Raw genomic sequence first — 20,595 nt, forward strand, 5'->3', positions numbered from 1 at the left:
CTATAACTACAGGCTCCTTTGAGCCGATAGTCGAGAAGCCTCTCATGAGTAATGTCTACACAGTGGCCGTTTTGGTGGGCAGCCTGCGCAAGGCATCGATCAACCGCAAGGTGGCGCTGGCACTGGCTGACCTGGCGCCAGCGAACCTCAAGCTGAACATCGTCGAGATCGGCGAGCTACCACTTTATAACGAAGACATTGATGTAGCGCCGCCGGCAGCCTACACCACATTCCGCCAGCAGGTGGGCGCGGCCGACGCCTTGTTGTTCGTCACGCCAGAGTACAACCGCTCGGTACCGGCACCGCTGAAAAATGCCATCGATGTCGGCTCGCGTCCCTATGGCCAGAGTTGCCTGAGTGGCAAGCCGGGCGCGGTGATCAGTGCATCGCCGGGCGCCATCGGTGGTTTTGGTGCCAACCATCATTTGCGCCAGTCCCTGGTGTTCCTCAATGTGCCTTGCATGCAGCAACCGGAAGCCTACCTGAGCGGCGCCGGGACGGCGTTCGACGAGGCGGGCAATCTCTCGGAGTCCGTGCGGCCGTTCCTGCAGACATTTATCGATGCCTATGGCAAGTGGGTCGAGCAGCACAAGAAGGCCTGATGTTCCGAGGCTCCAGATAACCCCGTGGCGAGGGAGCTTGCTCCCGCTCGGTTGCGCAGCAACCGCCCGAAGGGGCCTGCTTCGCAGTCCAGCGGGAGCAAGCTCCCTCGCCACAGGTGCAACTTCAAATCCCCGCTTTACTGGATATTCGAATTTCCATATATTCGCCCCTTCGTACCTCCAGGCCGTCCTTAGCCATGTCTGATTCCCACAATCCCGTCGATGTCTTCAAGGCGCTGGCCGACGACACCCGTACGCGCATTGCGCTGCTGGTGGCCCGTGAAGGCGAGTTGTGTGTCTGTGAACTCACCGCCGCGCTGGACCTGAGCCAGCCGAAGATCTCCCGGCACCTGGCGCAGTTGCGTAACGCCAGCCTGCTCAGCGATCGGCGCCAGGGGCAATGGGTCTACTACCGTCTGCATCCGCAGTTGCCGGCCTGGGTCAGCAATTTGCTGGAGCAGGCGTTGGCAGCCAACACAGCGTGGCTGATGGCGGATGTCGAGCGTTTGGGTGCCATGGCTGATCGTCCGGTGGCGCGTTGCTGCTGATTTCGTCTTTTCAATCCTCCTTCCAAGGCTGTTGCGCATGCTGATCGCGTCATTGATTTTCCTGCTGACCATTACGTTGGTGATCTGGCAGCCCAAGGGGCTTGGCGTCGGCTGGAGCGCGACGCTCGGCGCGCTGCTGGCGTTGTTGAGCGGGGTGGTGCAGGTCGGTGACATTGCGCTGGTCTGGCAGATTATCTGGAACGCCACCGGTACGTTTGTCGCGCTGATCATCATCAGTCTGTTGCTGGACGAGGCGGGATTCTTCGCCTGGGCAGCGCTGCATGTGGCCCGGTGGGGACGAGGCAGTGGACGCAAGCTGTTTGCCTTTATGGTGCTGTTGGGGGCACTGGTGTCGGCCCTGTTCGCCAATGACGGGGCGGCGTTGATCCTGACGCCCATCGTGATCTCGATGCTGCTGGCGCTGCGTTTTTCCCCGGCGGCGACCCTGGCATTCGTGATGGGCGCCGGTTTCATTGCCGACAGCGCGAGCCTGCCGCTGGTGGTGTCGAACCTGGTGAACATTGTCTCGGCGGACTTCTTCGGCATTGGCTTCAACCGCTACGCGGCGGTCATGGTGCCGGTGAACCTGGTCAGCGTGGCGGCCAGCCTGGCGATCTTGCTGTGGTTCTTTCGTCGCGACATCCCGGGTGACTACGACCCCGATCAACTGGACGATCCGGCGACGGCGATCCACGACAAGGCAACGTTTTATGCCGGCTGGGTGGTGTTGGTGATCCTGCTGCTGGGCTGCTTTGCGCTGGAGCCGCTGGGGATTCCCATCAGCGCGATCTCGGCGGTCTGCGCTGCGTTGCTGCTGGCGGTCGCGGCCCGCGGCCACAAGATTTCCACCCGCAAGGCGATGAAGGAAGCGCCCTGGCAGATCGTGATCTTCTCCCTCGGCATGTACCTGGTGGTCTATGGCCTGCGCAATGCCGGGCTGACCGGCTACCTGGCCCATTGGCTCGACGGCTTTGCCGAATATGGCGTGTGGGGGGCGGCCATGGGCACCGGCGTGCTGACGGCGTTGCTCTCGTCGGCCATGAACAATTTGCCGACGGTGCTGGTCGGCGCCTTGTCCATCGATGCCAGTCAGGCCACCGGGGTGGTGAAGGAGGCGATGATCTACGCCAACGTCATCGGCAGCGACCTGGGCCCGAAAATCACCCCGATCGGTAGCCTGGCGACTTTGCTGTGGTTGCATGTGCTGGAGCGCAAGAACATCCGGATCGGCTGGGGGTACTACTTCAAGGTCGGGATCGTGCTGACGGTGCCGGTGTTGCTGGTGACGTTGGCGGCGCTGGCGGTGCGGTTGTCCTTCTAGACCAGACCGAATTGACGTCATCGCGAGCAAGCTCCCACATTGGAATGCAACATCCTCTAGGAATGTGATCCCTTGTGGGCGAGCTTGCTCGCGATGAGGCCCTGACAGGCAGCACAAGGCTCAGCCATTACCCGGCACATCCGGCCAAAGATCGGCCACCAGGAATAGCCGCTCAGCTTCTTCCCACTCGCCCTCGGCATTTTCAGTCAGGCGCACCATCAGTTGCGCCGGCGCCATCGGGTCGAGGGCCATTCGCCAGGCCTCCAGTTGCTCGGTGCTCCAGGTCTGCTCCGCCGGATAATGGGCCGGGGCCAACCAGGCGGCGCGGGGCAGGGGTTGCCAGCGCCCAGGTGGGCGCTGGGCGATGAATGCAGGCCAATCCCGCTGATGCAGCCAACTGCCCCGCAAATGCCGGGGGTGCGCACCGGTCGGTGGGTCGGCGTGGCCTGGCCAGGGGTAGAGCAGGTAGCCGCCGAGCCAGAGCTCGGAGCGGAATACCTCGAGACCGGTCGGCTCAATACCCAGTGCCGCCAGGGCCTCACGGCTTTCCGGGCGGGCCGAGATCGGCAACTGGTGTTCGCGCAGATGGGCCAGCTTGCGGTCAAGCCGGTCATGGCACCCCGGACCCAGCCATTGCGCGGCGTCCCGCCCGTTACCTTGTTGCGGGCCGAGGTACAACTTGATCGCCAGCTCCAGATGATGGATGCCGTCACGATCGCGTAGCAGCAGGTCCAGTTCGCCCAGGGTATGGCCTTCGTGGCGGATCGGCAGGTTCGCGGCAATCAGCTCGATGCCGGGAGCGTGCTGCACGGCGAACTGCCACAGCCTTTCGTAATACAGGCCCAGGCGTCGCGTCCGTCCCAGGGACAGGCAGTGCAGCAACGGGTAGCTGTCGCGGTCCAGTTGTCGCAGCCAGTGTTCCAGTCGATGGGGATCCTGCACCCAGTCACTGCCGGCCAGGGGATGGCGCTGGGGCCAGGGCGTGTCGATGAGCATCGGCGGGGCGATGATCGCCCACGCGAGGTCGCGCACTTCGGGATGGTGCAGGCGGCGGGGCAAGTCCAGCAATTCAGGGAACAGGATCATTTTGCGAGCATAGCCGCTATGCGGCCAATGCTGTCAATTCAGGAAGGTAAAGACCCTGTGGCAAGGGAGCTTGCTCCCGCTGGACTGCGAAGCAGGCCCCTTGGGGCGGTTGCTGCGCAACCGAGCGGGAGCAAGCTCCCTCGCCACGGTGATTCAGGTACCCCTTGAATAACAGCATTGCGCCACGGTGAAGGCTTAAAGAATTTTGTCTATGGAGCGCTTTCGCCCATAATCGTGTTTTTCGCCCGCCGCAGACCCTCGCAGGAGCCTCATGGAGCAATTTCGCAATATCGGCATCATCGGTCGCCTGGGCAGTTCGCAGGTGTTGGACACCGTTCGCCGTCTCAAACGTTTCCTCCTGGAGCGACACCTGCATGTGATCCTCGAAGACACCATCGCCGAAGTCTTGCCGGGCCATGGCTTGCAGACGTCGTCGCGCAAGATGCTGGGCGAGGTCTGCGACATGGTCATCGTGGTCGGCGGCGACGGCAGCCTGCTGGGGGCTGCCCGGGCCCTGGCGCGGCACAACATCCCGGTGCTGGGGATCAACCGGGGCAGCCTGGGGTTCCTCACCGATATCCGCCCTGACGAGCTGGAAACCAAGGTCGCCGAGGTGCTGGACGGCCACTACCTGGTGGAAAACCGTTTCCTGCTGCAAGCCGAGGTCCGTCGTCACGCCGAGGCCATTGGCCAGGGCGATGCCCTCAATGACGTGGTGCTGCACCCCGGCAAGTCCACGCGCATGATCGAATTCGAGCTGTACATCGACGGCCAGTTCGTCTGCAGCCAGAAGGCCGACGGCCTGATCGTCGCGACCCCGACCGGTTCCACGGCCTATGCACTGTCGGCCGGCGGACCGATCATGCACCCCAAGCTCGACGCTATTGTGATTGTGCCCATGTACCCCCATACCTTGTCTGGGCGACCGATTGTGGTCGATGGCAACAGTGAGCTGAAAATCGTCGTGTCCAAGGATATGCAGATCTACCCGCAAGTGTCCTGTGACGGCCAGAACCATTTCACCTGCGCGCCGGGTGACACCATCACCGTCAGCAAAAAAGCGCAGAAGCTGCGCCTGATCCATCCGCTGGATCACAATTACTATGAAGTCTGCCGGACCAAGCTCGGCTGGGGAAGTCGGTTGGGGGGTGGAGGCGACTGATGCTCGATCCTGCGCGCAGTTACGATTTGATCGGTGACGTGCACGGATGCGCCCTGACCCTGGAACACCTGCTGGACCGACTCGGTTACCACAAGCAGGGCGGGGTCTGGCGGCATCCGTCGCGCATGGCTGTGTTCCTGGGGGACATCATCGACCGTGGCCCGCGGATTCGCGAGGCGCTGCACATCGTCCACGACATGGTCGTGGCCGGCCAGGCGCTGTGCATCATGGGCAACCACGAGTTCAATGCCCTGGGCTGGAGCACACCGGCATTGCCGGGCAGTGGCCAACGCTACGTGCGCGAACACACGCCACGCCATGCCCGCCTGCTCAACGAGACCCTGACTCAGTTCGAGCAGCATCCCGGCGATTGGCATGACTTTCTCAAGTGGTTCTATGAGCTGCCGCTGTTTGTCGACGCCGGCCGGTTCCGGGTGGTGCATGCCTGTTGGGACTCCGGCCTGATCGAACCACTGCGTGGCCTGTTCCCGGATGGTTGTGTCGACGAACATTTCCTCCAGGCCTCGGCGCAACCGGGCAGTTTTGCCTGCACGGTATTCGATCGTTTGCTGCGCGGCACCGACATGCGTCTGCCCCATGGCCTGACGCTGACCGGTGGCGATGGCCTGACCCGTTCGTTTTTCCGCACCAAGTTCTGGGAAGACAACCCGCAGACCTACGGCGACATCGTCTTCCAGCCCGACGCCTTGCCGGAACCGGTGGCCCGTACGCCACTGTCGCCGGATGAAAAAAACAACCTGCTGCGCTATGGCGTCCATGAACCGTTGCTGTTCGTCGGCCACTATTGGCGCAGCGGCAAGCCAGCGCCCATTCGCCCGAACCTGGCCTGCCTGGATTACAGCGCGGTGCTCTACGGCAAGCTGGTCGCCTATCGCCTCGACCAGGAAACCCGCCTGGATCCGCACAAGTTCGTCTGGGTCGATGTCGAGCGGCCGGAGGTGCTGCAATGAGTGTCGTCGCGGTTTTGCGTCTGCCCCTGGCAGCGGACTTGAGTGGCTTCGTCAAGCTGCTGCAACGCATGCAGGTACCCCATCGTGTCAGCGAAGAGGCCGGCGAGCAGGTGCTCTGGGTACCGGATGAAATCAGTGAGGATGTGCGTTCGTTGTACGCACGTTTTCCCGCCGGCGATCCCGATCAGCAGTTGGAGCTGCCCAACACGGGTGGCACTTCCCGGCGAGCGGGGTTCGTCCAGCAACTGACGCGCAGTCCAGTGACGGCCGTGGTGTTGTTGCTGAGCCTGATCGTCAGCGCGGTCACCCTGCTGGGGGAGAATCTTGAGATCCTGCGCTGGCTGACCTTCCTCGAGTTCCGCGTCGTTGGCGACTACATCCAGTTCACGCCGTTGGCCGATAGCCTGGCGGCGGGGCAGTGGTGGCGCCTGGTGACGCCGATGCTGATTCACTTTGGCTTTCTGCACATCGCCATGAATGGCATGTGGTACTGGGAACTGGGACGGCGGATCGAAGCGCGCCAGGGCGGCATCAACTTGTTGGGGCTGACGCTGCTGTTCAGCCTCGTCTCCAATTTTGCCCAGTACTTTTTCAGCGGCCCGACACTGTTCGGTGGGTTGTCGGGGGTGTTGTACGGCTTGCTGGGCCATTGCTGGATCTACCAACTGCTTGCACCGAACCCGGCCTATCACTTGCCCCGCGGGGTGTTGGTGATGATGCTGGTGTGGTTGCTGCTGTGCCTGTCCGGGCTGGTTTCGCTGATCGGTTTCGGTGAAATCGCCAATGCGGCTCACGTCGGCGGGCTGCTCGTCGGGTGCTTCACGGGGTTGTTGGGCGGGCTGTTCGCTCGTCGTAAAATGGCCCTTTGACCGGCACCTGTGCCTTTTGAGAATGCGCAATTGCGCGGAGAACCCATGGCTTCCTTCAACGAAATGATCCAGAACATCACTCCCGACATCTACCGGAGCCTGAAACTGGCGGTGGAAATCGGTAAATGGGCCGATGGCAACAAGCTCACCGCCGAGCAGCGCGAGCTGTCGCTGCAGGCGATGATCGCCTGGGAAATCCAGAACCTGCCCGAAGACGAGCGCACCGGTTACATGGGGGCGCAGGAATGCCATTCGAAGTCCACTGAAGTGCCGAATATCCTGTTCAAGTCGGACGCCATCCATTGATCGAGATTGGCCGCGGTGCAATCAGCAAGATGTCGGCGCGCCTTGACGGGCCGACCGTTCAATACGCCTTTCGCCTGGGCGATGTCGAGGTGCCGGTCAACCCGTTGATCGGCAGCACGGTGCGCCTGGAGTACCTCGGTGCGATCCACTGCACCCATTGTGGACGCCGGACCAAGACCAGCTTCAGCCAGGGATATTGTTACCCCTGCATGACCAAGCTGGCCCAGTGCGACCTGTGCATCATGAGCCCCGAGCGTTGCCATTACGAGGCGGGCACCTGCCGCGACCCGGCTTGGGGCGAGCGGTTCTGCATGACCGATCATGTGGTCTACCTGGCCAATTCCTCGGGCGTGAAGGTCGGCATCACCCGCGCCACGCAATTGCCGACCCGCTGGTTGGACCAGGGGGCAAGCCAGGCGCTGCCGATCCTGCGGGTCGCCACCCGCCAGCAGTCGGGGTTTGTCGAGGACCTGTTCCGCAGCCAGGTGGCGGACAAGACCAACTGGCGCGCCTTGCTCAAGGGCGACGCGGTGGCGGTGGACCTGCCGGCGATCCGTGACGCGCTGTTCGAAAGCTGCGCCCAGGGATTGCAGGGCTTGCAGGAACGATTTGGCCTGCAAGCGATCCAGACCATAGCGGACGTCGAACCCATCGAGATCCGTTATCCGGTGGAGCAATACCCGGCCAAGATCGTCAGCTTCAACCTGGACAAGAACCCGATTGCCGAAGGCACGCTGCTGGGAATCAAGGGCCAGTACCTGATTTTTGACACCGGCGTGATCAATATTCGTAAATACACGGCCTACCAGCTCGCCGTGCATCAGTAGAAGGATTCGACCCATGCGCACCGAACAGCCGAAGATGATTTACCTGAAGGACTATCAGGCCCCTGAATACCTGATCGATGAGACGCACCTGACCTTCGAGTTGTTCGAGGACCACAGCCTGGTCCATGCGCAACTGGTGATGCGCCGCAACCCCGAGCGTGGTGCCGGGCTGCCGCCGCTGCTGCTTGATGGCCAGCACCTGGAACTGCTCTCGCTCAAGCTCGACGACGCCGACCTGGGGCAGGGCGACTATCAGTTGGACGACAGCCACCTGACCCTGCACCCCAAGGCCCAGGCCTTCACGGTCGACACCTCCGTCCGGATCCACCCGGAAACCAACACCGCCCTGGAAGGTTTGTACAAATCCGGCAGCATGTTCTGCACCCAGTGCGAGGCCGAGGGTTTCCGCAAGATCACCTATTACCTGGACCGCCCGGATGTGATGAGCAAGTTCACCACCACCGTGGTGGCCGAGCAGCACAGCTATCCGGTGCTGCTGTCCAACGGCAACCCGATTGCCAGCGGCCCGGGCGAAGACGGTCGGCACTGGGCGACCTGGGAAGACCCGTTCAAGAAGCCGGCCTACCTGTTTGCCCTGGTGGCCGGCGACCTGTGGTGCGTCGAGGACACCTTCACCACCCTGAGCGAGCGCAGCGTGGCGTTGCGCATTTATGTCGAGCCGGAAAACATCGACAAATGCCAGCACGCCATGACCAGCCTGAAGAAGTCGATGCGCTGGGACGAAGAGGTATACGGGCGTGAGTACGACCTGGACATCTTTATGATTGTCGCGGTCAACGACTTCAACATGGGCGCCATGGAGAACAAGGGCCTCAATATCTTCAACTCCAGCGCCGTGCTGGCCCGCGCCGAAACCGCCACCGATGCTGCGCACCAGCGGGTCGAGGCGATCGTGGCCCACGAATATTTCCACAACTGGTCGGGCAACCGCGTGACTTGCCGCGACTGGTTCCAACTGTCGCTCAAGGAAGGCTTCACGGTGTTCCGCGATGCCGGTTTCTCGGCTGACATGAACTCGGCCACCGTCAAGCGTATCCAGGACGTGGCTTACCTGCGCACCCACCAGTTCGCCGAAGACGCCGGTCCCATGGCGCACCCGGTGCGTCCGGACAGTTTTATCGAAATTTCCAACTTCTACACCCTGACGGTGTACGAAAAGGGCTCGGAAGTGGTTGGCATGATCCACACCCTGTTGGGGCCTGAAGGTTTCCGCAAGGGCAGTGACCTGTACTTCGAACGCCACGACGGCCAGGCCGTGACCTGTGACGACTTCATCAAGGCCATGGAAGATGCCAACGGCGTCGACCTGGCCCAGTTCAAGCGCTGGTACAGCCAGGCCGGTACACCACGGCTGGCGGTGAGCGAGTCTTATGACGCCGCCGCCAAGACCTACAGCCTGACCTTCAGCCAGAGTTGCCCGCCGACCCCGGACAAGATGGAAAAGCTGCCGTTCGTGATTCCCGTGGAGCTTGGCCTGCTGGACAGCAAGGGGGCTGAAATCCCTCTGCGCCTGGTCGGTGAAGCCGCGGCAGACGGCACGTCCCGAGTGATCTCGGTGACCGAAGCCCAGCAGACCTTCACTTTCCTCGATGTCGCCGAACAGCCGCTGCCTTCGTTGCTGCGTGGTTTCTCGGCGCCAGTGAAGCTGAGCTTCCCGTACAACCGCGACCAGTTGATGTTCCTCATGCAGCACGACAGCGACGGCTTCAACCGCTGGGATGCCGGCCAGCAGTTGTCGGTGCAGGTGTTGCAGGAATTGATTGCCCAGCATCAGCAGGGTGCCAGCCTGGCACTGGATCCGCGCCTGGTCAGTGCACTGCGCAGCGTGCTGTCGGACGAGTCCCTGGACCAGGCCATGGTCGCCGAAATGCTCTCGCTACCAAGCGAGGCCTACCTGACGGAAATTAGCGAAGTGGCTGACGTCGAGGCGATCCATGCCGCCCGTGACTTCGCCCGTCAGCAGTTGGCCGTGAACCTGTTTGAAGCCCTGTGGCTGCGTTACGCAGCCAACCGCGACCTGTCGAAGAAAACGCCTTACGTGGCTGAGGCCGAGCATTTCGCCCGTCGCGCGTTGCAGAACATCGCGCTGTCGTACCTGATGCTCACCGGCAAGCCTGAGGTGCGGAGTGCGACTTTGGAGCAGTTCGACACCGCCGACAACATGACCGAGCGCCTGACTGCGCTGGCGGTGCTGGTCAATTCGCCATTCGAAGCCGAGAAGGCCAAGGCCCTGGAAGTCTTTGCGGAAAACTTCAAGGGCAACCCATTGGTCATGGACCAATGGTTCAGCGTCCAGGCTGGCAGCCCGTTGCCGGGTGGCCTGGCGCGGGTCAAGGCCTTGATGGAGCACCCGGCGTTCAATATCAAGAACCCGAACAAGGTGCGGGCGCTGGTCGGCGCGTTTGCCGGGCAGAACCTGATCAACTTCCACGCCGCCGACGGTTCGGGTTATCGCTTCCTGGCGGACCTGGTCATTCAGCTCAATGGCTTCAACCCGCAAATCGCTTCGCGGCAGTTGGCACCGTTGACCCGCTGGCGCAAATACGACAGCGCCCGCCAGGCGTTGATGAAAGGCGAACTGGAACGCATCCTGGCGTCCGGCGGGCTGTCGGCCGATGTGTTCGAAGTGGTGAGCAAGAGCCTGGCATAAACCGGCACTGCCTTACCTTTGTGGCGAGGGAGCTTGCTCCCGCTGGCCTGCGAAGCAGGCCTGATCCTGGTTCACTTTTGCTGCGAATGGCGAGTGGACCAAGCTCAGGGAGTCCTTCGGCCTCCAGCGGGAGCAAGCTCCCTCGCCACATTCATCACCCTCACGAATGTCTTCTTATTCGCCGTTGGCCTATATCCCCCTGGTTAACAAAAGATAACGCGGCGTCGATTGTCAGACCTTTCGAAAGCCCGATAGGATAGGTTAGCTTCCGAAGTGGCTCTAGATTGCAGGTTTCAGGACTATGCTCCAGGACTGGCAACCATCCAGAGCCTGCTTACGGCGCCCTGAAAGGTTGAATGACCTAACAATAATAATGGGGGAAAGGTCTATGAATGAGCCTGTCATGGCTGTGGGCCGCAGCCGGCCGCCGATGCTGCGCAGAGTGGCGTTGCTGGCTTCGGCGCTCTCGCTGCTGGGCTCTGCGGTGTTGTCGGCACCGGTGATGGCTGTTGCGGCGTCGACGTCCGATGTCATCTATTCCGTCGAATCGGCCAAGGCCAGCAAAACCCTGATGCTCGATGTGGTCCACGCCGGCCAGCGCCTGGTGGCGGTCGGTGATCGGGGGCACATTGTCTATTCAGACGACCAGGGCAAGTCCTGGACCCAGGCCAAGGTGCCGACTCGTCAACTGCTCACGGCGGTATTTTTCGTCGATGACAAACACGGCTGGGCCGTGGGGCACGACGCGCAGATCCTCGCCAGCGATGACGCTGGCAGCACCTGGACCAAGCAATTCGAAGACCTTACCCGCGAAGCACCGCTGCTGGACGTCTGGTTCAAGGATGCCAACAACGGTTTCGCCGTGGGTGCCTACGGCGCACTGCTGGAAACCACCGACGGCGGCAAGCACTGGGAAGACGCCAGCGACCGCCTCGAAAACGAAGACCAGTTCCACCTCAATGCGATAGCCGCCGTGAAAGATGCCGGGCTGTTCATTGTCGGCGAGGCTGGCAGCATGTTCCGCTCCGCCGACTGGGGCCAGACCTGGGAAAAGGTCGAAGGCCCTTATGAAGGCTCGCTGTTCGGGGTCATCGGCACCGCCCAGCCTTCGACGCTGCTGGCCTATGGCTTGCGCGGCAACCTTTATCGTTCCACTGATTTCGGCGGCACTTGGGATCAGATCGAGCTCAAGGCCGCGCGCGGTGCCCTGGAGTTCGGCCTGTCAGGCGCCACGCTGCTGGCGGACGGTTCCATCGTGATTGTCGGCAACGGCGGCAGCGTCGTGCGCAGTACCGACGACGGCGAGACCTTCAGCGTGTTCAATCGCCCGGATCGAATTTCCGTGGCAGCCGTCACGACCGCCGGCAACGGCAACCTGATCCTGGCGGGGCAAGGCGGCGTACGCGCCACCACGTCCACCGGCGCCGAACTGAGCAAATGAGTCACGCCTGCAAGACGGGCACAAAAACAAGAAGGCGGACCCCATGAGCAGTCATCACCAAGACAAGGCGACGTTCCTCGAGCGCCTGATTTTCAACAACCGCCCGGCAGTGATCATCATTTGCCTGCTGGTCAGCATTTTCCTGTTCTGGCAGGCCACGCTGATCCGGCCGTCCACCAGTTTCGAAAAAATGATCCCCCTCGAGCACCCCTTCATCCAGAAGATGCTCGAGCACCGCAATGACCTGGCGAACCTGGGCAACACGGTGCGCATTTCCGTGGAGGCGACCAACGGCGATATTTTCTCCAAGGAATACATGGAGACCCTGCGCCAGATCCATGACGAAGTCTTCTACATCTCCGGCGTCGATCGTTCCGGACTGAAGTCGTTGTGGAGCCCAAGCGTGCGCTGGACCGAAGTGACGGAGGAGGGCTTCGCTGGCGGTGAGGTGATTCCCCAGAGCTATAACGGTTCGGCCGACAGCCTCGACCTGCTGCGCAACAATGTGCTCAAGTCCGGCCAGGTCGGGCGCCTGGTGGCCAACGATTTCAAGTCGAGCATCATCGACATCCCGCTGCTGGAGTCCTATCCCGACCCGCAGGACCAAGGCAAATTGCTCGCCCTCGACTACCGGAAATTTTCCCACGAGCTTGAAGACAAGATCCGCAACAAGTTCGAAGCCCAGAACCCCAACGTGCAGATCCATATCGTCGGTTTTGCCAAGAAAGTCGGCGACCTGATCGACGGCCTGGTCATGGTGGTGCTGTTCTTCGGCGTGGCCTTCGTCATCACCCTGATCCTGCTTTACTGGTTCACCAACTGCATGCGCAGTACCGTTGCGGTGTTGACCACCACCCTGGTGGCCGTGGTCTGGCAACTGGGGCTGATGCATGCGGCCGGTTTCGGCCTGGATCCGTATTCGATGCTGGTGCCGTTCCTGATCTTCGCCATCGGCATTTCCCATGGTGTGCAGAAAATCAACGGCATCGCCTTGCAGTCCAGCGAGGCGGACAACGCCCTGACAGCGGCGCGGCGCACCTTCCGGCAATTGTTCCTGCCGGGAATGATCGCGATCCTGGCGGACGCCGTCGGCTTCATCACCTTGCTGATCATCGACATCGGCGTGATCCGTGAACTGGCCATTGGCGCCTCCATCGGCGTGGCGGTGATTGTGTTCACCAACCTGATCCTGCTGCCGGTGGCGATCTCCTACGCCGGCATCAGCAAGCGTGCGGTCGAGCGCAGCAAGAAAGACGCGACCCGTGAGCATCCGTTCTGGCGCCTGTTGTCGAATTTCGCCAGCGCCAAAGTCGCCCCGGTGTCCATTGCCCTGGCCGTGATCGCCTTTGGCGGTGGCCTCTGGTACAGCCAGAACCTGAAGATCGGCGACCTGGACCAGGGGGCGCCGGAACTGCGTCCGGACTCGCGCTACAACCAGGACAACAACTTCATCATCAGCAATTACTCCACCAGCTCCGACGTACTGGTGGTGATGGTCAAGACCAAGGCCGAAGGCTGCTCGCGCTACGAAGCCATGGCCCCCATCGATGAGCTGATGTGGAAGATGCAGAACACCGAGGGCGTGCAGTCGGCGATTTCCCTGGTGACCGTGTCCAAGCAAATGATCAAGGGCATGAACGAGGGCAACCTGAAATGGGAGACCCTGTCGCGCAATCCTGACGTACTGAACAACTCCATTGCCCGGGCCGATGGCCTGTACAACAACAGTTGCTCGCTGGCGCCGGTACTGGTGTTCCTCAACGACCACAAGGCCGAGACGTTGGACCGGGCGGTGAAGGCGGTGCAGGACTTCGCCAAGGAAAACAACCGCGACGGCCTGGAGTTCATCCTTGCCGCCGGTAACGCTGGTATTGAAGCGGCCACCAATGAAGTGATCAAGGCGTCTGAACTGACTATCCTGGTCCTGGTGTACATCTGCGTGGCGACCATGTGCATGATCACCTTCCGTTCCTGGGCGGCGACGTTGTGCATCGTGTTGCCGCTGGTGCTGACCTCGGTGCTGGGCAACGCCCTGATGGCATTCATGGGCATCGGCGTGAAGGTCGCGACCTTGCCAGTGGTGGCACTGGGCGTGGGCATCGGCGTGGACTACGGCATCTACATCTACAGCCGCCTGGAAAGTTTCCTGCGGGCCGGGTTGCCGTTGCAGGAGGCTTACTACCAGACACTGAAATCCACCGGCAAGGCGGTGCTGTTCACCGGTTTGTGCCTGGCCATTGGTGTGTGCACCTGGATCTTCTCGGCCATCAAGTTCCAGGCGGACATGGGGTTGATGCTGACGTTCATGCTGCTGTGGAACATGTTTGGCGCGCTGTGGTTGCTGCCGGCGCTGGCACGCTTCCTGATCAAGCCTGAGAAACTGGCGGGGCAGAAGGGCAATTCGCTGTTTGCGCACTGATCGCTGGCTGAATTTGATCGTTGATCGTTCCCACTCCGCGTGGGAACGATCATCCAAGAAGCCCTCAGTCCGGGTTTATGTGGCGAGGGAGCTTGCTCCCGCTGGGCTGCGAAGCAGCCCCCAAACCAGGCGCCTCGGTGTAACGGGCTGATCGCATCCAACCTTTTTGGGGCTGCTGCGCAGCCCAACGGGGATAAATCCCCTCGCCACAAGAAGTCCTCAGTCCGGGCTCATGTGGCGAGGGAGCTTGCTCCCGCTGGGCTGCGAAGCAGCCCCCAAACCAGGCCCCCGGTATAACTGGCCGATCGCATTCAGCCTTTTTGGGGCTGCTGTGCAGCCCAGCGGGAGCAAGCTCCCTCGCCACGGGGTTTGTGTTTGGCGATGGGCTGGGTTAGTCAGGTAGTTCAAGCAGCTATTACCAACCCCGATCCTGTGGCGAGGGGATTTATCCCCGCTGGGCTGCGAAGCGGCCCCTAAGCCGGGTACCTCGTTGTATCAGGCTGGATCGCCTCCAGGCTTTTTTGGGGCTGCTGCGCAGCCCAACGGGGATAAATCCCCTCGCCACAAGAAGTTCTCAGTCCGGGCTCATGTGGCGAGGGAGCTTGCTCCCGCTGGGCTGCGAAGCAGCCCCCAAACCAGGCGCCTCGGTGTAACGGGCTGAATGCTTCCAGGCTTTTTGGGGCTGCTGCGCAGCCCAGCGGGAGCAAGCTCCCTCGCCACGGGGTTTGCGTTTGGCGATGGGCTGGGTGAATCAGGCAGTTCGAGCCACTGGTCTCACGTGAGCAGCGTCTTGCCCTTTCAGCGCGATCAGGGCGCCAACGGCAAGAATTTGCTTTGTGCCAACGGCCTGCCGATCTGTCCTCGATGCACATTCACCACTGCGTAAGGGCTTTTAGCCTTGGCCAGCATTGAATGGTAGTGCTCCTTGCGCTGTTCCTTGGTTTTCAAATGCGCGACGCTAAAGTCGGCCTTTGGCGTGTCGGCGGTTTCGTAATGAAAATGCGCGTACCAGAGCGGCCAGCCGTCCCGGTCATTGATGGCGTACTCCTGGAGGAAATCCTTGCGCTCTCCTTTCAAGGCTATGCGTTCGCCGAGCCTCGCGACTTGCACCAGGTTTTTCTCGAACAGGTAGCGAAGGTTGCTGTCGGTAGGCGGCAGTTTCAGGCTCAATTCGGTGCGCAGTTCACTGCCTCGGGTGGTCAGACGCGAAACAGCGTTTGACAGCTGCTCGGTCAGTGTCTGATCAGCTGCGGTGCGCGGGTTTTTCGAGGCCGTGAAGGCTCTTTCGAGTTCTTCGGACAGTTTGCGGTAGCGACTCGCCTCATTGCTCAGGATTTCCTCGATTTCTTGAGGGAAGCGGCACTGGGTTTTATAGCGCTCGGCGTTCGCCAGACTGTTGTCTAGTTGCCCGAGCAGCTTTCGTGCATCGGCCTTGATCGCTTTGACCGAGCGTGTGCGGGGGGCCGGGGCTGGTCGTTGGACCTCGACGAGGTCCCAGACGTCGTCGTGTTGCGAATAGGTGGCGAGCAGCCTGTCGTCGACTTCGGAGCGCAGCTCGACGACCTCGATCGGCAGCGACGTGCCAGCCGGCTTCAAGTCACCGATCAACACGCCGCTCTTGCGCGTTTTGATCACCTTTTTCTGCGGGCGTCCGGCAACTGTCCTGCTGCGTTTCGGCGGGCGTTTGCGCGGCTGCGGCTCGGGCTTGATCTCGGCGGCCAGTTTCGTGGACGCCTCTTCATAAAGCCCCTCGACCAGCCTGAACAGCCTGCCGAAATAGGACGTGTCCATGTCAGCGGCATTGAGGGCTTTCATGCCCTGCATGGCATCGAGTGCCGCGCCATAGTGTTCGACCAGGCTTTCCAGGACCTCGATCTGTTCCGATGGGGTCAGCTCGTAGGTGCTCAGGTCGGATTGGGAGCGCGCCTGTTCCATCAACAGCTTGGTGACGCTGTGCAGGTTCTCGGGAAGATTGGAGTCGGGATCCTTGAATATCAGTGACGCCAGCGTAGGCAGTTGCAGGGCCTTGGTAGCCAATGGCGTTCGTTCACCCAATGGACGGTCCCGGGTCAGGCGTTCGAACACTTGCGCGCCGGCGGCACCCAGGTTCAACAGCGCTTCCAGGTAACGATCCCTGAGTTCCAGCCAATAGATCGAGCGATCGTTGATGTCACTCAAGGCGTCCAGGTAGTTGAAATAGTCGAGAACGTTGCCAGCGACATTCGCTTGCAGGGTCGAATAATCTTGCGTGAATTGGCCATAGGCGGCATCCAGCGCCGTCAGCTCGAATTCGTTGATCAGGAAGCCCTTGCGGGCGTTGTTGACCACGTTCTCCATCAAGGCCCGAATGATGCCGGGGGGTAATTGCATGTCGTGGCTGGCGTATTCGGTGACGTTGTCCAGCAGCTTCAGATAGGTGTCAGTCTGCTTCTCAAGGAGCTTGTAGAACCGCGCCCGCTTGTCCGCGCGTTGCGCCTCGGTAAAGTTGCCTGCCTGGGTCCTGGTCATGACTTCCTGGGCAGTGTCGAGGGCGCGTTGCTCATCGGCCTCGCCCTTGTAGTAATTCTTCAGAAGCTCGCTCAGTTCGGCCGCGCGTTGGGTCTTGATGTCCCGCAGTTTGGCCAGGCGCTTGGGCGGCATGCCCCCACGCAGGCGCAGACGCAGGTCGATGGACCAGTTGCCGCGGGCATCCGCTTGCAATACGGGACCGTTCTGGGCCGGATCCCGCGGGGCGAGCGGGTTGACGATGATCGCGCTGCCGTCCGATTCAGGGGTCACCTGATACATTTTTCCATCCACCAGGGCGTGCCAGGTGTTTCGAATGACGTACAGGCCCGTGTAGGGGCCGTATTTTGTCGGCTCGGGCAGGGACGCCGGGCGGCTTACCTCAAAGCGCTGCAGGCGGGCGAGTTGCTCCGCTGTCAGCCGGCGGCGGGCGCTGGCGAAACTGAGGTCAAGGCTTGCGCCGCTGTCCCCGAAGCGTTCCCCTGGCAAGGCCACCGACCCTTCATGAATGCTCGGTGGCGCGGGTGCGGGCCACTGCTCGGGAATGGTGCGCGGCGCGGGAGGGCGCATCGCCTGTTCCTTGAGCGATTCGGGCAAGGGGGCATGAGGCGGCGCACTGATGGAGGGGAATTGAAGCAGGAGCATGCCGAGGTTGAGCAGCAGATCGACGGCGGCGAGTTCCCGCGTCACCGCGTCTTCGCTGCTCAGCGACGGAATGTCCTGACTGGCGCTGGCCATCAGGTTCCATAGCCAGGCCGTGGCCATGGCTGGGCCGCGTAGCAAGGGCAAGAGCAGCGTGTTGAACAGCAGGCTGCCGCCATGCAGCAGAACGGCCCAGCGACTTTCGCTGTTGGAAACCGAATCCCGGTCGGCCTGGGTGACCAGGGCCCGCGCGTTGCTGCCATAGAGGTATTGCATCAGCTCGCCGTTGCGCAGGAACTGCCGCAACTCGTCGTTGACACTGTCGACCGCCAGGGTGGCCGGGGCAGGCTTATCGGGCAGGCTGAATTCATCGCCCTGGTAGAAGCGCACGATATGGGGCTCCTGGAAGCCGCCATTGGCATAGATCGGGCGGGCGGCGTCGGACATCCAGGCCAGGACGCTCTGCTGCAGGTCTCCGGGGGCGACGATGGCTTGCAGCAAGGCTTGGCGCGTCGGGTATTGCTGCAGCGAAGGTGTATAGAGCGGGCGATACAGCACATGCGGGCCCGTCGCGACGTCCTCCGGTTCGATGATGAACATGTTCGTCACGGTATCGGGGTGGGCTTCGGGCTTGCGCAGGAACGCCAGGTGGCGAATGACGACGGGGCGGCCTGCGACCCGCTGCTCATCGGCGTCGGGCTTGAGGAGGGCTTCGATCAGCGCCAGGCCTTGGCGGGTCATGCCGTTTTCCTGGTTGAGCAGCTGCTTGAGGGCATCCAGCGGCAGCTGGGCGGGCATCTCATCGGCAAACATGCGCTGGCGCTCCTGGGTTCGAGGCCCACCGTCCAGCAGGTTTTGTTGCAGGTAGCGTGGGTAGGTCGTGCCGATGTCCACCTGTTCGATCAAGCCGCCCTTGCGGGTGATGAAGTCCGCCGTCAGCCACACCGGCAGCGCCAGGCCCCGGCGATGAGTGAGCACCGGATCCACGCCAGGTCGGGCGACGAGGTTGTTGATCGCCAGTTCGGTCAGGCTCATCGTTCTTTTTTCGACGATGCCGATGGTTCCGGGATAGCCCGCCGCCGCGCTGAAGGTCAGCTCCACATCGTCGGGCTGGTATTGGTTGGCTTGCGCCTTCACCGGACTGCTGTCGTTGGCTTGTCCCATGCACTTTAGCAAGGCGTCGGCGGCAAAGGCCTTGATGTCCTGGATATCACTGAGAAAGGTGCGCCCCTGGTTGCGTTTCTTGGCGCTGGCCAAGGCGAGGCTGTATTGCTGGATTTTCGTCCTGTCGAGGACCGACGCCTGCCTCAACCAGTCGGGGATCAGGGGCGCGATCCGCGCCGACGTTACCGGCATCGGACGCGGTGCGTCGAGCAGATAGCGGGCAGGGTCGCTCAACTCGTTATAGAGCGCCTGGAGGTCGGGCAGGCCAATGCGCGCGGGCAACTGCACGGCCTGCAGGTCGGCCAGTTGCTGCTCCAGGATCAGGGCCGCCTGGGTCTCGAAGGCATTGCCACTGATCTCGTTACGCTGGCAGGTGACGCTGTCGACGATGTACTGGCTGGCGATCAGCGCGCCCCAGTGCTGAGTGAACGCTTCCAGGGAGTCAAAGACCTGGACCGCACCCGCAGGGCTGCAAAGCAGCAAGAGCGTCGCGTTGTTCTTGCACTGGATCAACAGGATGTCGCTGCTGGTCAACAGACTGCTGGAGCCGTCCCGAGTGAGTCGGGTCTCCAGGCTGTAGGCATAGACGGCCGATTGGCCGTGGCGCCGAAAGCGTTGTTCCCGATCGGGCCATTGGACAATCTGGCCCAGGGCTTCCCGGGCCTGCCCAGTGAGGTCCTGTTGTTGCAGGCTACGGATCTGCGCAAGGTTGCGCAGTACCTCGCTGAGCCACTGCCAACGGCTGGTGCCGTCCTGCTTGTCGTCCTGCGGGCCGGTGTCGATGTTGGCGTTCCAATAGCGGGTCAGCGCGTCCTCCAGTCCGATGGGTACGGTCCAGGGCAATTCGAGCAGCAGCTTTTCAATGACCTTCATCTCCAGTTTCCCGTCATCTGGCGCGAGAAGGCGCGGTGGCGAGTCGGACAGGAAACTGCGACGCCCGTTGCGATCCTTGAATTCAACGGGGGTGCCCAGCGCCAGGTAATCGAGGACGCGAGGCATGAAGGGGTCAAGCAAGTAGCCGCGAGAGGCCGGATCGGGCGTCGCCAGCCGAGTCTTGGAAAGATCGAAGACCAGTGTGGGGTACTTTTCCTGGATGGCTTGTTCAAGCATGCGTTGTGCGAACTGCTCGAAGGTCGGACGACTGGAAAATTGCAGGCCGACGCTTTGTGCAAGCGCAGAAGGGCTGTCAGCCGGGGAGGATGAGGTCATGAGAAATCCTTTTCATGGGGCGTTGGAAATGACGCCGGAAAAGTATCGACCTCTGGGCTCGCGCGGGCGGTATATAGATACCGCCGCGGCGGCTGGAATGTGTGCCAGGCCACGGATGGGCCGGGCTAGATATCAGGAAGGATCGGCGCCCAACACCACATTCAGGGCACTGCGGGCATCGTCCAGTTGCACCAGGGTGGCATGGCGCGCACCGAGGGCATCGCGGTTTTCGATGGCGGTGAGGATCGCCTTGTGCCGTGGCATCGCCAGCTCATGCAGGTTAGGCCGCTGGTTGGAATGCTTGAGCGCTTCGGCGATGGCGACCGACAACATGTTGCACAGGTTGGCGAGCAGGTCGTTGTGGGTGGCGTCGGCGATGCGGCTGTGGAAATCCAGGTCCGGTTGCAGCACGGCTTCGGGGGTCGGTGCCGCTTCCATGCGCTGATAGGCTTCGCGGATGGCGGCGATGTCGGCCTCGTCGGCGAACTGGGCGGCGAGGGCCGCGGCGGCCGGCTCGATGATGCTGCGCACACTGGTCAGCAGGTTGAAGAATTCATTCTGCGGGCTGCTCTGCATCAGCCAATGCAGCACATCCGGATCGAGCATATGCCACTCCCGCCGGGCCTTGACCACTGTACCCACCCGCGGTCGCGAATACACCAGGCCCTTGGCGACCAGCACGCGCGTGGCTTCGCGCAGCACCGGGCGGCTGACCGCATACTCTTCGCACAACAAGGCTTCAGCGGGCAGTTTATCGTCCGGTTTGAAGCGCCCGGAAACGATCTGCATGCCCAGTTCCTGGACGATGCGCGCGTGCATGCTCTTGCGGTCGGAGGGTTTACGGTAATCCAT

14 protein-coding genes are annotated in these 20,595 nt (G+C 61.9%); 11 read left to right on the plus strand and 3 right to left on the minus strand.

Annotated elements, in window-relative coordinates:
• The first annotated feature begins 44 nt into the window (after positions 1 to 44).
• From TK06_RS02945 to TK06_RS02955, 3 genes are all read left to right on the plus strand, one after another.
• Positions 45 to 602 (plus strand): NADPH-dependent FMN reductase, encoded by a 558-nt coding sequence (locus TK06_RS02945; protein WP_063320741.1) that lies wholly within the window; start codon positions 45 to 47, stop codon positions 600 to 602.
• 197 nt (positions 603 to 799) lie between these two features.
• Complete coding sequence (locus TK06_RS02950; RefSeq protein WP_063320742.1) at positions 800 to 1,150, plus strand: metalloregulator ArsR/SmtB family transcription factor; 351 nt, start codon at positions 800 to 802, stop codon at positions 1,148 to 1,150.
• Between the two features lie 37 nt (positions 1,151 to 1,187).
• Positions 1,188 to 2,471, plus strand: a complete 1,284-nt coding sequence (locus TK06_RS02955; RefSeq protein WP_063320743.1) for an arsenic transporter — start codon at positions 1,188 to 1,190, stop codon at positions 2,469 to 2,471.
• 120 nt (positions 2,472 to 2,591) lie between these two features.
• On the opposite strand, the gene TK06_RS02960 is transcribed toward TK06_RS02955, so the two are convergent.
• Positions 2,592 to 3,557 carry a DUF1853 family protein gene (locus TK06_RS02960; protein WP_063320744.1) on the minus strand — a complete coding sequence of 322 codons (966 nt, stop codon included), beginning with the start codon at positions 3,555 to 3,557 and terminating at the stop codon, positions 2,592 to 2,594.
• A 271-nt stretch (positions 3,558 to 3,828) separates the two neighbouring features.
• Here TK06_RS02960 and TK06_RS02965 point away from each other — a divergent pair, with 271 nt between their 5' ends.
• From TK06_RS02965 to TK06_RS03000, 8 genes are all read left to right on the plus strand, one after another.
• On the plus strand, positions 3,829 to 4,719 hold the full coding sequence (locus TK06_RS02965; protein WP_003202709.1) for an NAD(+) kinase: 891 nt from the start codon (positions 3,829 to 3,831) through the stop codon (positions 4,717 to 4,719).
• The gene (locus tag TK06_RS02970; RefSeq protein ID WP_170862103.1) at positions 4,716 to 5,690 is read left to right on the plus strand and encodes a metallophosphoesterase; all 975 of its coding nucleotides are present in this window, start codon (positions 4,716 to 4,718) and stop codon (positions 5,688 to 5,690) included. Before TK06_RS02965 ends, TK06_RS02970 begins: the two co-directional genes overlap by 4 nt.
• Entirely contained in the window at positions 5,687 to 6,559 is an 873-nt protein-coding gene (locus TK06_RS02975; RefSeq protein WP_063320746.1) for a rhomboid family intramembrane serine protease, read from the plus strand. Before TK06_RS02970 ends, TK06_RS02975 begins: the two co-directional genes overlap by 4 nt.
• Positions 6,560 to 6,604: 45 nt before the next feature.
• Positions 6,605 to 6,865: a YeaC family protein gene (locus TK06_RS02980; RefSeq protein WP_063320747.1), complete on the plus strand. Its 261-nt coding sequence runs from the start codon at positions 6,605 to 6,607 to the stop codon at positions 6,863 to 6,865.
• Positions 6,862 to 7,692, plus strand: a complete 831-nt coding sequence (locus TK06_RS02985; protein WP_063320748.1) for a DUF2797 domain-containing protein — start codon at positions 6,862 to 6,864, stop codon at positions 7,690 to 7,692. Before TK06_RS02980 ends, TK06_RS02985 begins: the two co-directional genes overlap by 4 nt.
• Positions 7,693 to 7,705: 13 nt before the next feature.
• A complete protein-coding gene (gene pepN, locus TK06_RS02990; protein WP_063320749.1) occupies positions 7,706 to 10,363 on the plus strand; it encodes an aminopeptidase N in 2,658 nt (885 codons plus the stop codon).
• A gap of 388 nt (positions 10,364 to 10,751) precedes the next feature.
• Complete coding sequence (locus TK06_RS02995; RefSeq protein ID WP_063320750.1) at positions 10,752 to 11,804, plus strand: WD40/YVTN/BNR-like repeat-containing protein; 1,053 nt, start codon at positions 10,752 to 10,754, stop codon at positions 11,802 to 11,804.
• Between the two features lie 43 nt (positions 11,805 to 11,847).
• On the plus strand, positions 11,848 to 14,223 hold the full coding sequence (locus tag TK06_RS03000; RefSeq protein ID WP_063320751.1) for an efflux RND transporter permease subunit: 2,376 nt from the start codon (positions 11,848 to 11,850) through the stop codon (positions 14,221 to 14,223).
• Positions 14,224 to 15,030: 807 nt separating this feature from the next.
• Here TK06_RS03000 and TK06_RS03005 read toward each other — a convergent pair.
• Positions 15,031 to 19,743 carry a dermonecrotic toxin domain-containing protein gene (locus tag TK06_RS03005; RefSeq protein WP_063320752.1) on the minus strand — a complete coding sequence of 1,571 codons (4,713 nt, stop codon included), beginning with the start codon at positions 19,741 to 19,743 and terminating at the stop codon, positions 15,031 to 15,033.
• A 132-nt stretch (positions 19,744 to 19,875) separates the two neighbouring features.
• Complete coding sequence (locus TK06_RS03010) at positions 19,876 to 20,595, minus strand: FadR/GntR family transcriptional regulator (protein WP_063320753.1); 720 nt, start codon at positions 20,593 to 20,595, stop codon at positions 19,876 to 19,878.

This window comes from Pseudomonas fluorescens, from assembly GCF_001623525.1.
Classification (GTDB): domain Bacteria; phylum Pseudomonadota; class Gammaproteobacteria; order Pseudomonadales; family Pseudomonadaceae; genus Aquipseudomonas; species Aquipseudomonas fluorescens_Q.

Bases quoted from the DNA above. Each gene is read 5' to 3' on its own strand.
- TK06_RS02955 (WP_063320743.1), top strand. From the start codon at position 1,188: ATGCTGATCGCGTCATTGATTTTCCTGCTGACCATTACGTTGGTGATC.
- TK06_RS02965 (WP_003202709.1), top strand. From the start codon at position 3,829: ATGGAGCAATTTCGCAATATCGGCATCATCGGTCGCCTGGGCAGTTCG.
- TK06_RS02995 (WP_063320750.1), top strand. From the start codon at position 10,752: ATGAATGAGCCTGTCATGGCTGTGGGCCGCAGCCGGCCGCCGATGCTG.
- TK06_RS02975 (WP_063320746.1), top strand. From the start codon at position 5,687: ATGAGTGTCGTCGCGGTTTTGCGTCTGCCCCTGGCAGCGGACTTGAGT.
- pepN (WP_063320749.1), top strand. From the start codon at position 7,706: ATGCGCACCGAACAGCCGAAGATGATTTACCTGAAGGACTATCAGGCC.
- TK06_RS02960 (WP_063320744.1), bottom strand. From the start codon at position 3,557: ATGATCCTGTTCCCTGAATTGCTGGACTTGCCCCGCCGCCTGCACCAT.
- TK06_RS03010 (WP_063320753.1), bottom strand. From the start codon at position 20,595: ATGGATTACCGTAAACCCTCCGACCGCAAGAGCATGCACGCGCGCATC.
- TK06_RS03005 (WP_063320752.1), bottom strand. From the start codon at position 19,743: ATGACCTCATCCTCCCCGGCTGACAGCCCTTCTGCGCTTGCACAAAGC.
- TK06_RS02950 (WP_063320742.1), top strand. From the start codon at position 800: ATGTCTGATTCCCACAATCCCGTCGATGTCTTCAAGGCGCTGGCCGAC.
- TK06_RS02945 (WP_063320741.1), top strand. From the start codon at position 45: ATGAGTAATGTCTACACAGTGGCCGTTTTGGTGGGCAGCCTGCGCAAG.
- TK06_RS02980 (WP_063320747.1), top strand. From the start codon at position 6,605: ATGGCTTCCTTCAACGAAATGATCCAGAACATCACTCCCGACATCTAC.
- TK06_RS03000 (WP_063320751.1), top strand. From the start codon at position 11,848: ATGAGCAGTCATCACCAAGACAAGGCGACGTTCCTCGAGCGCCTGATT.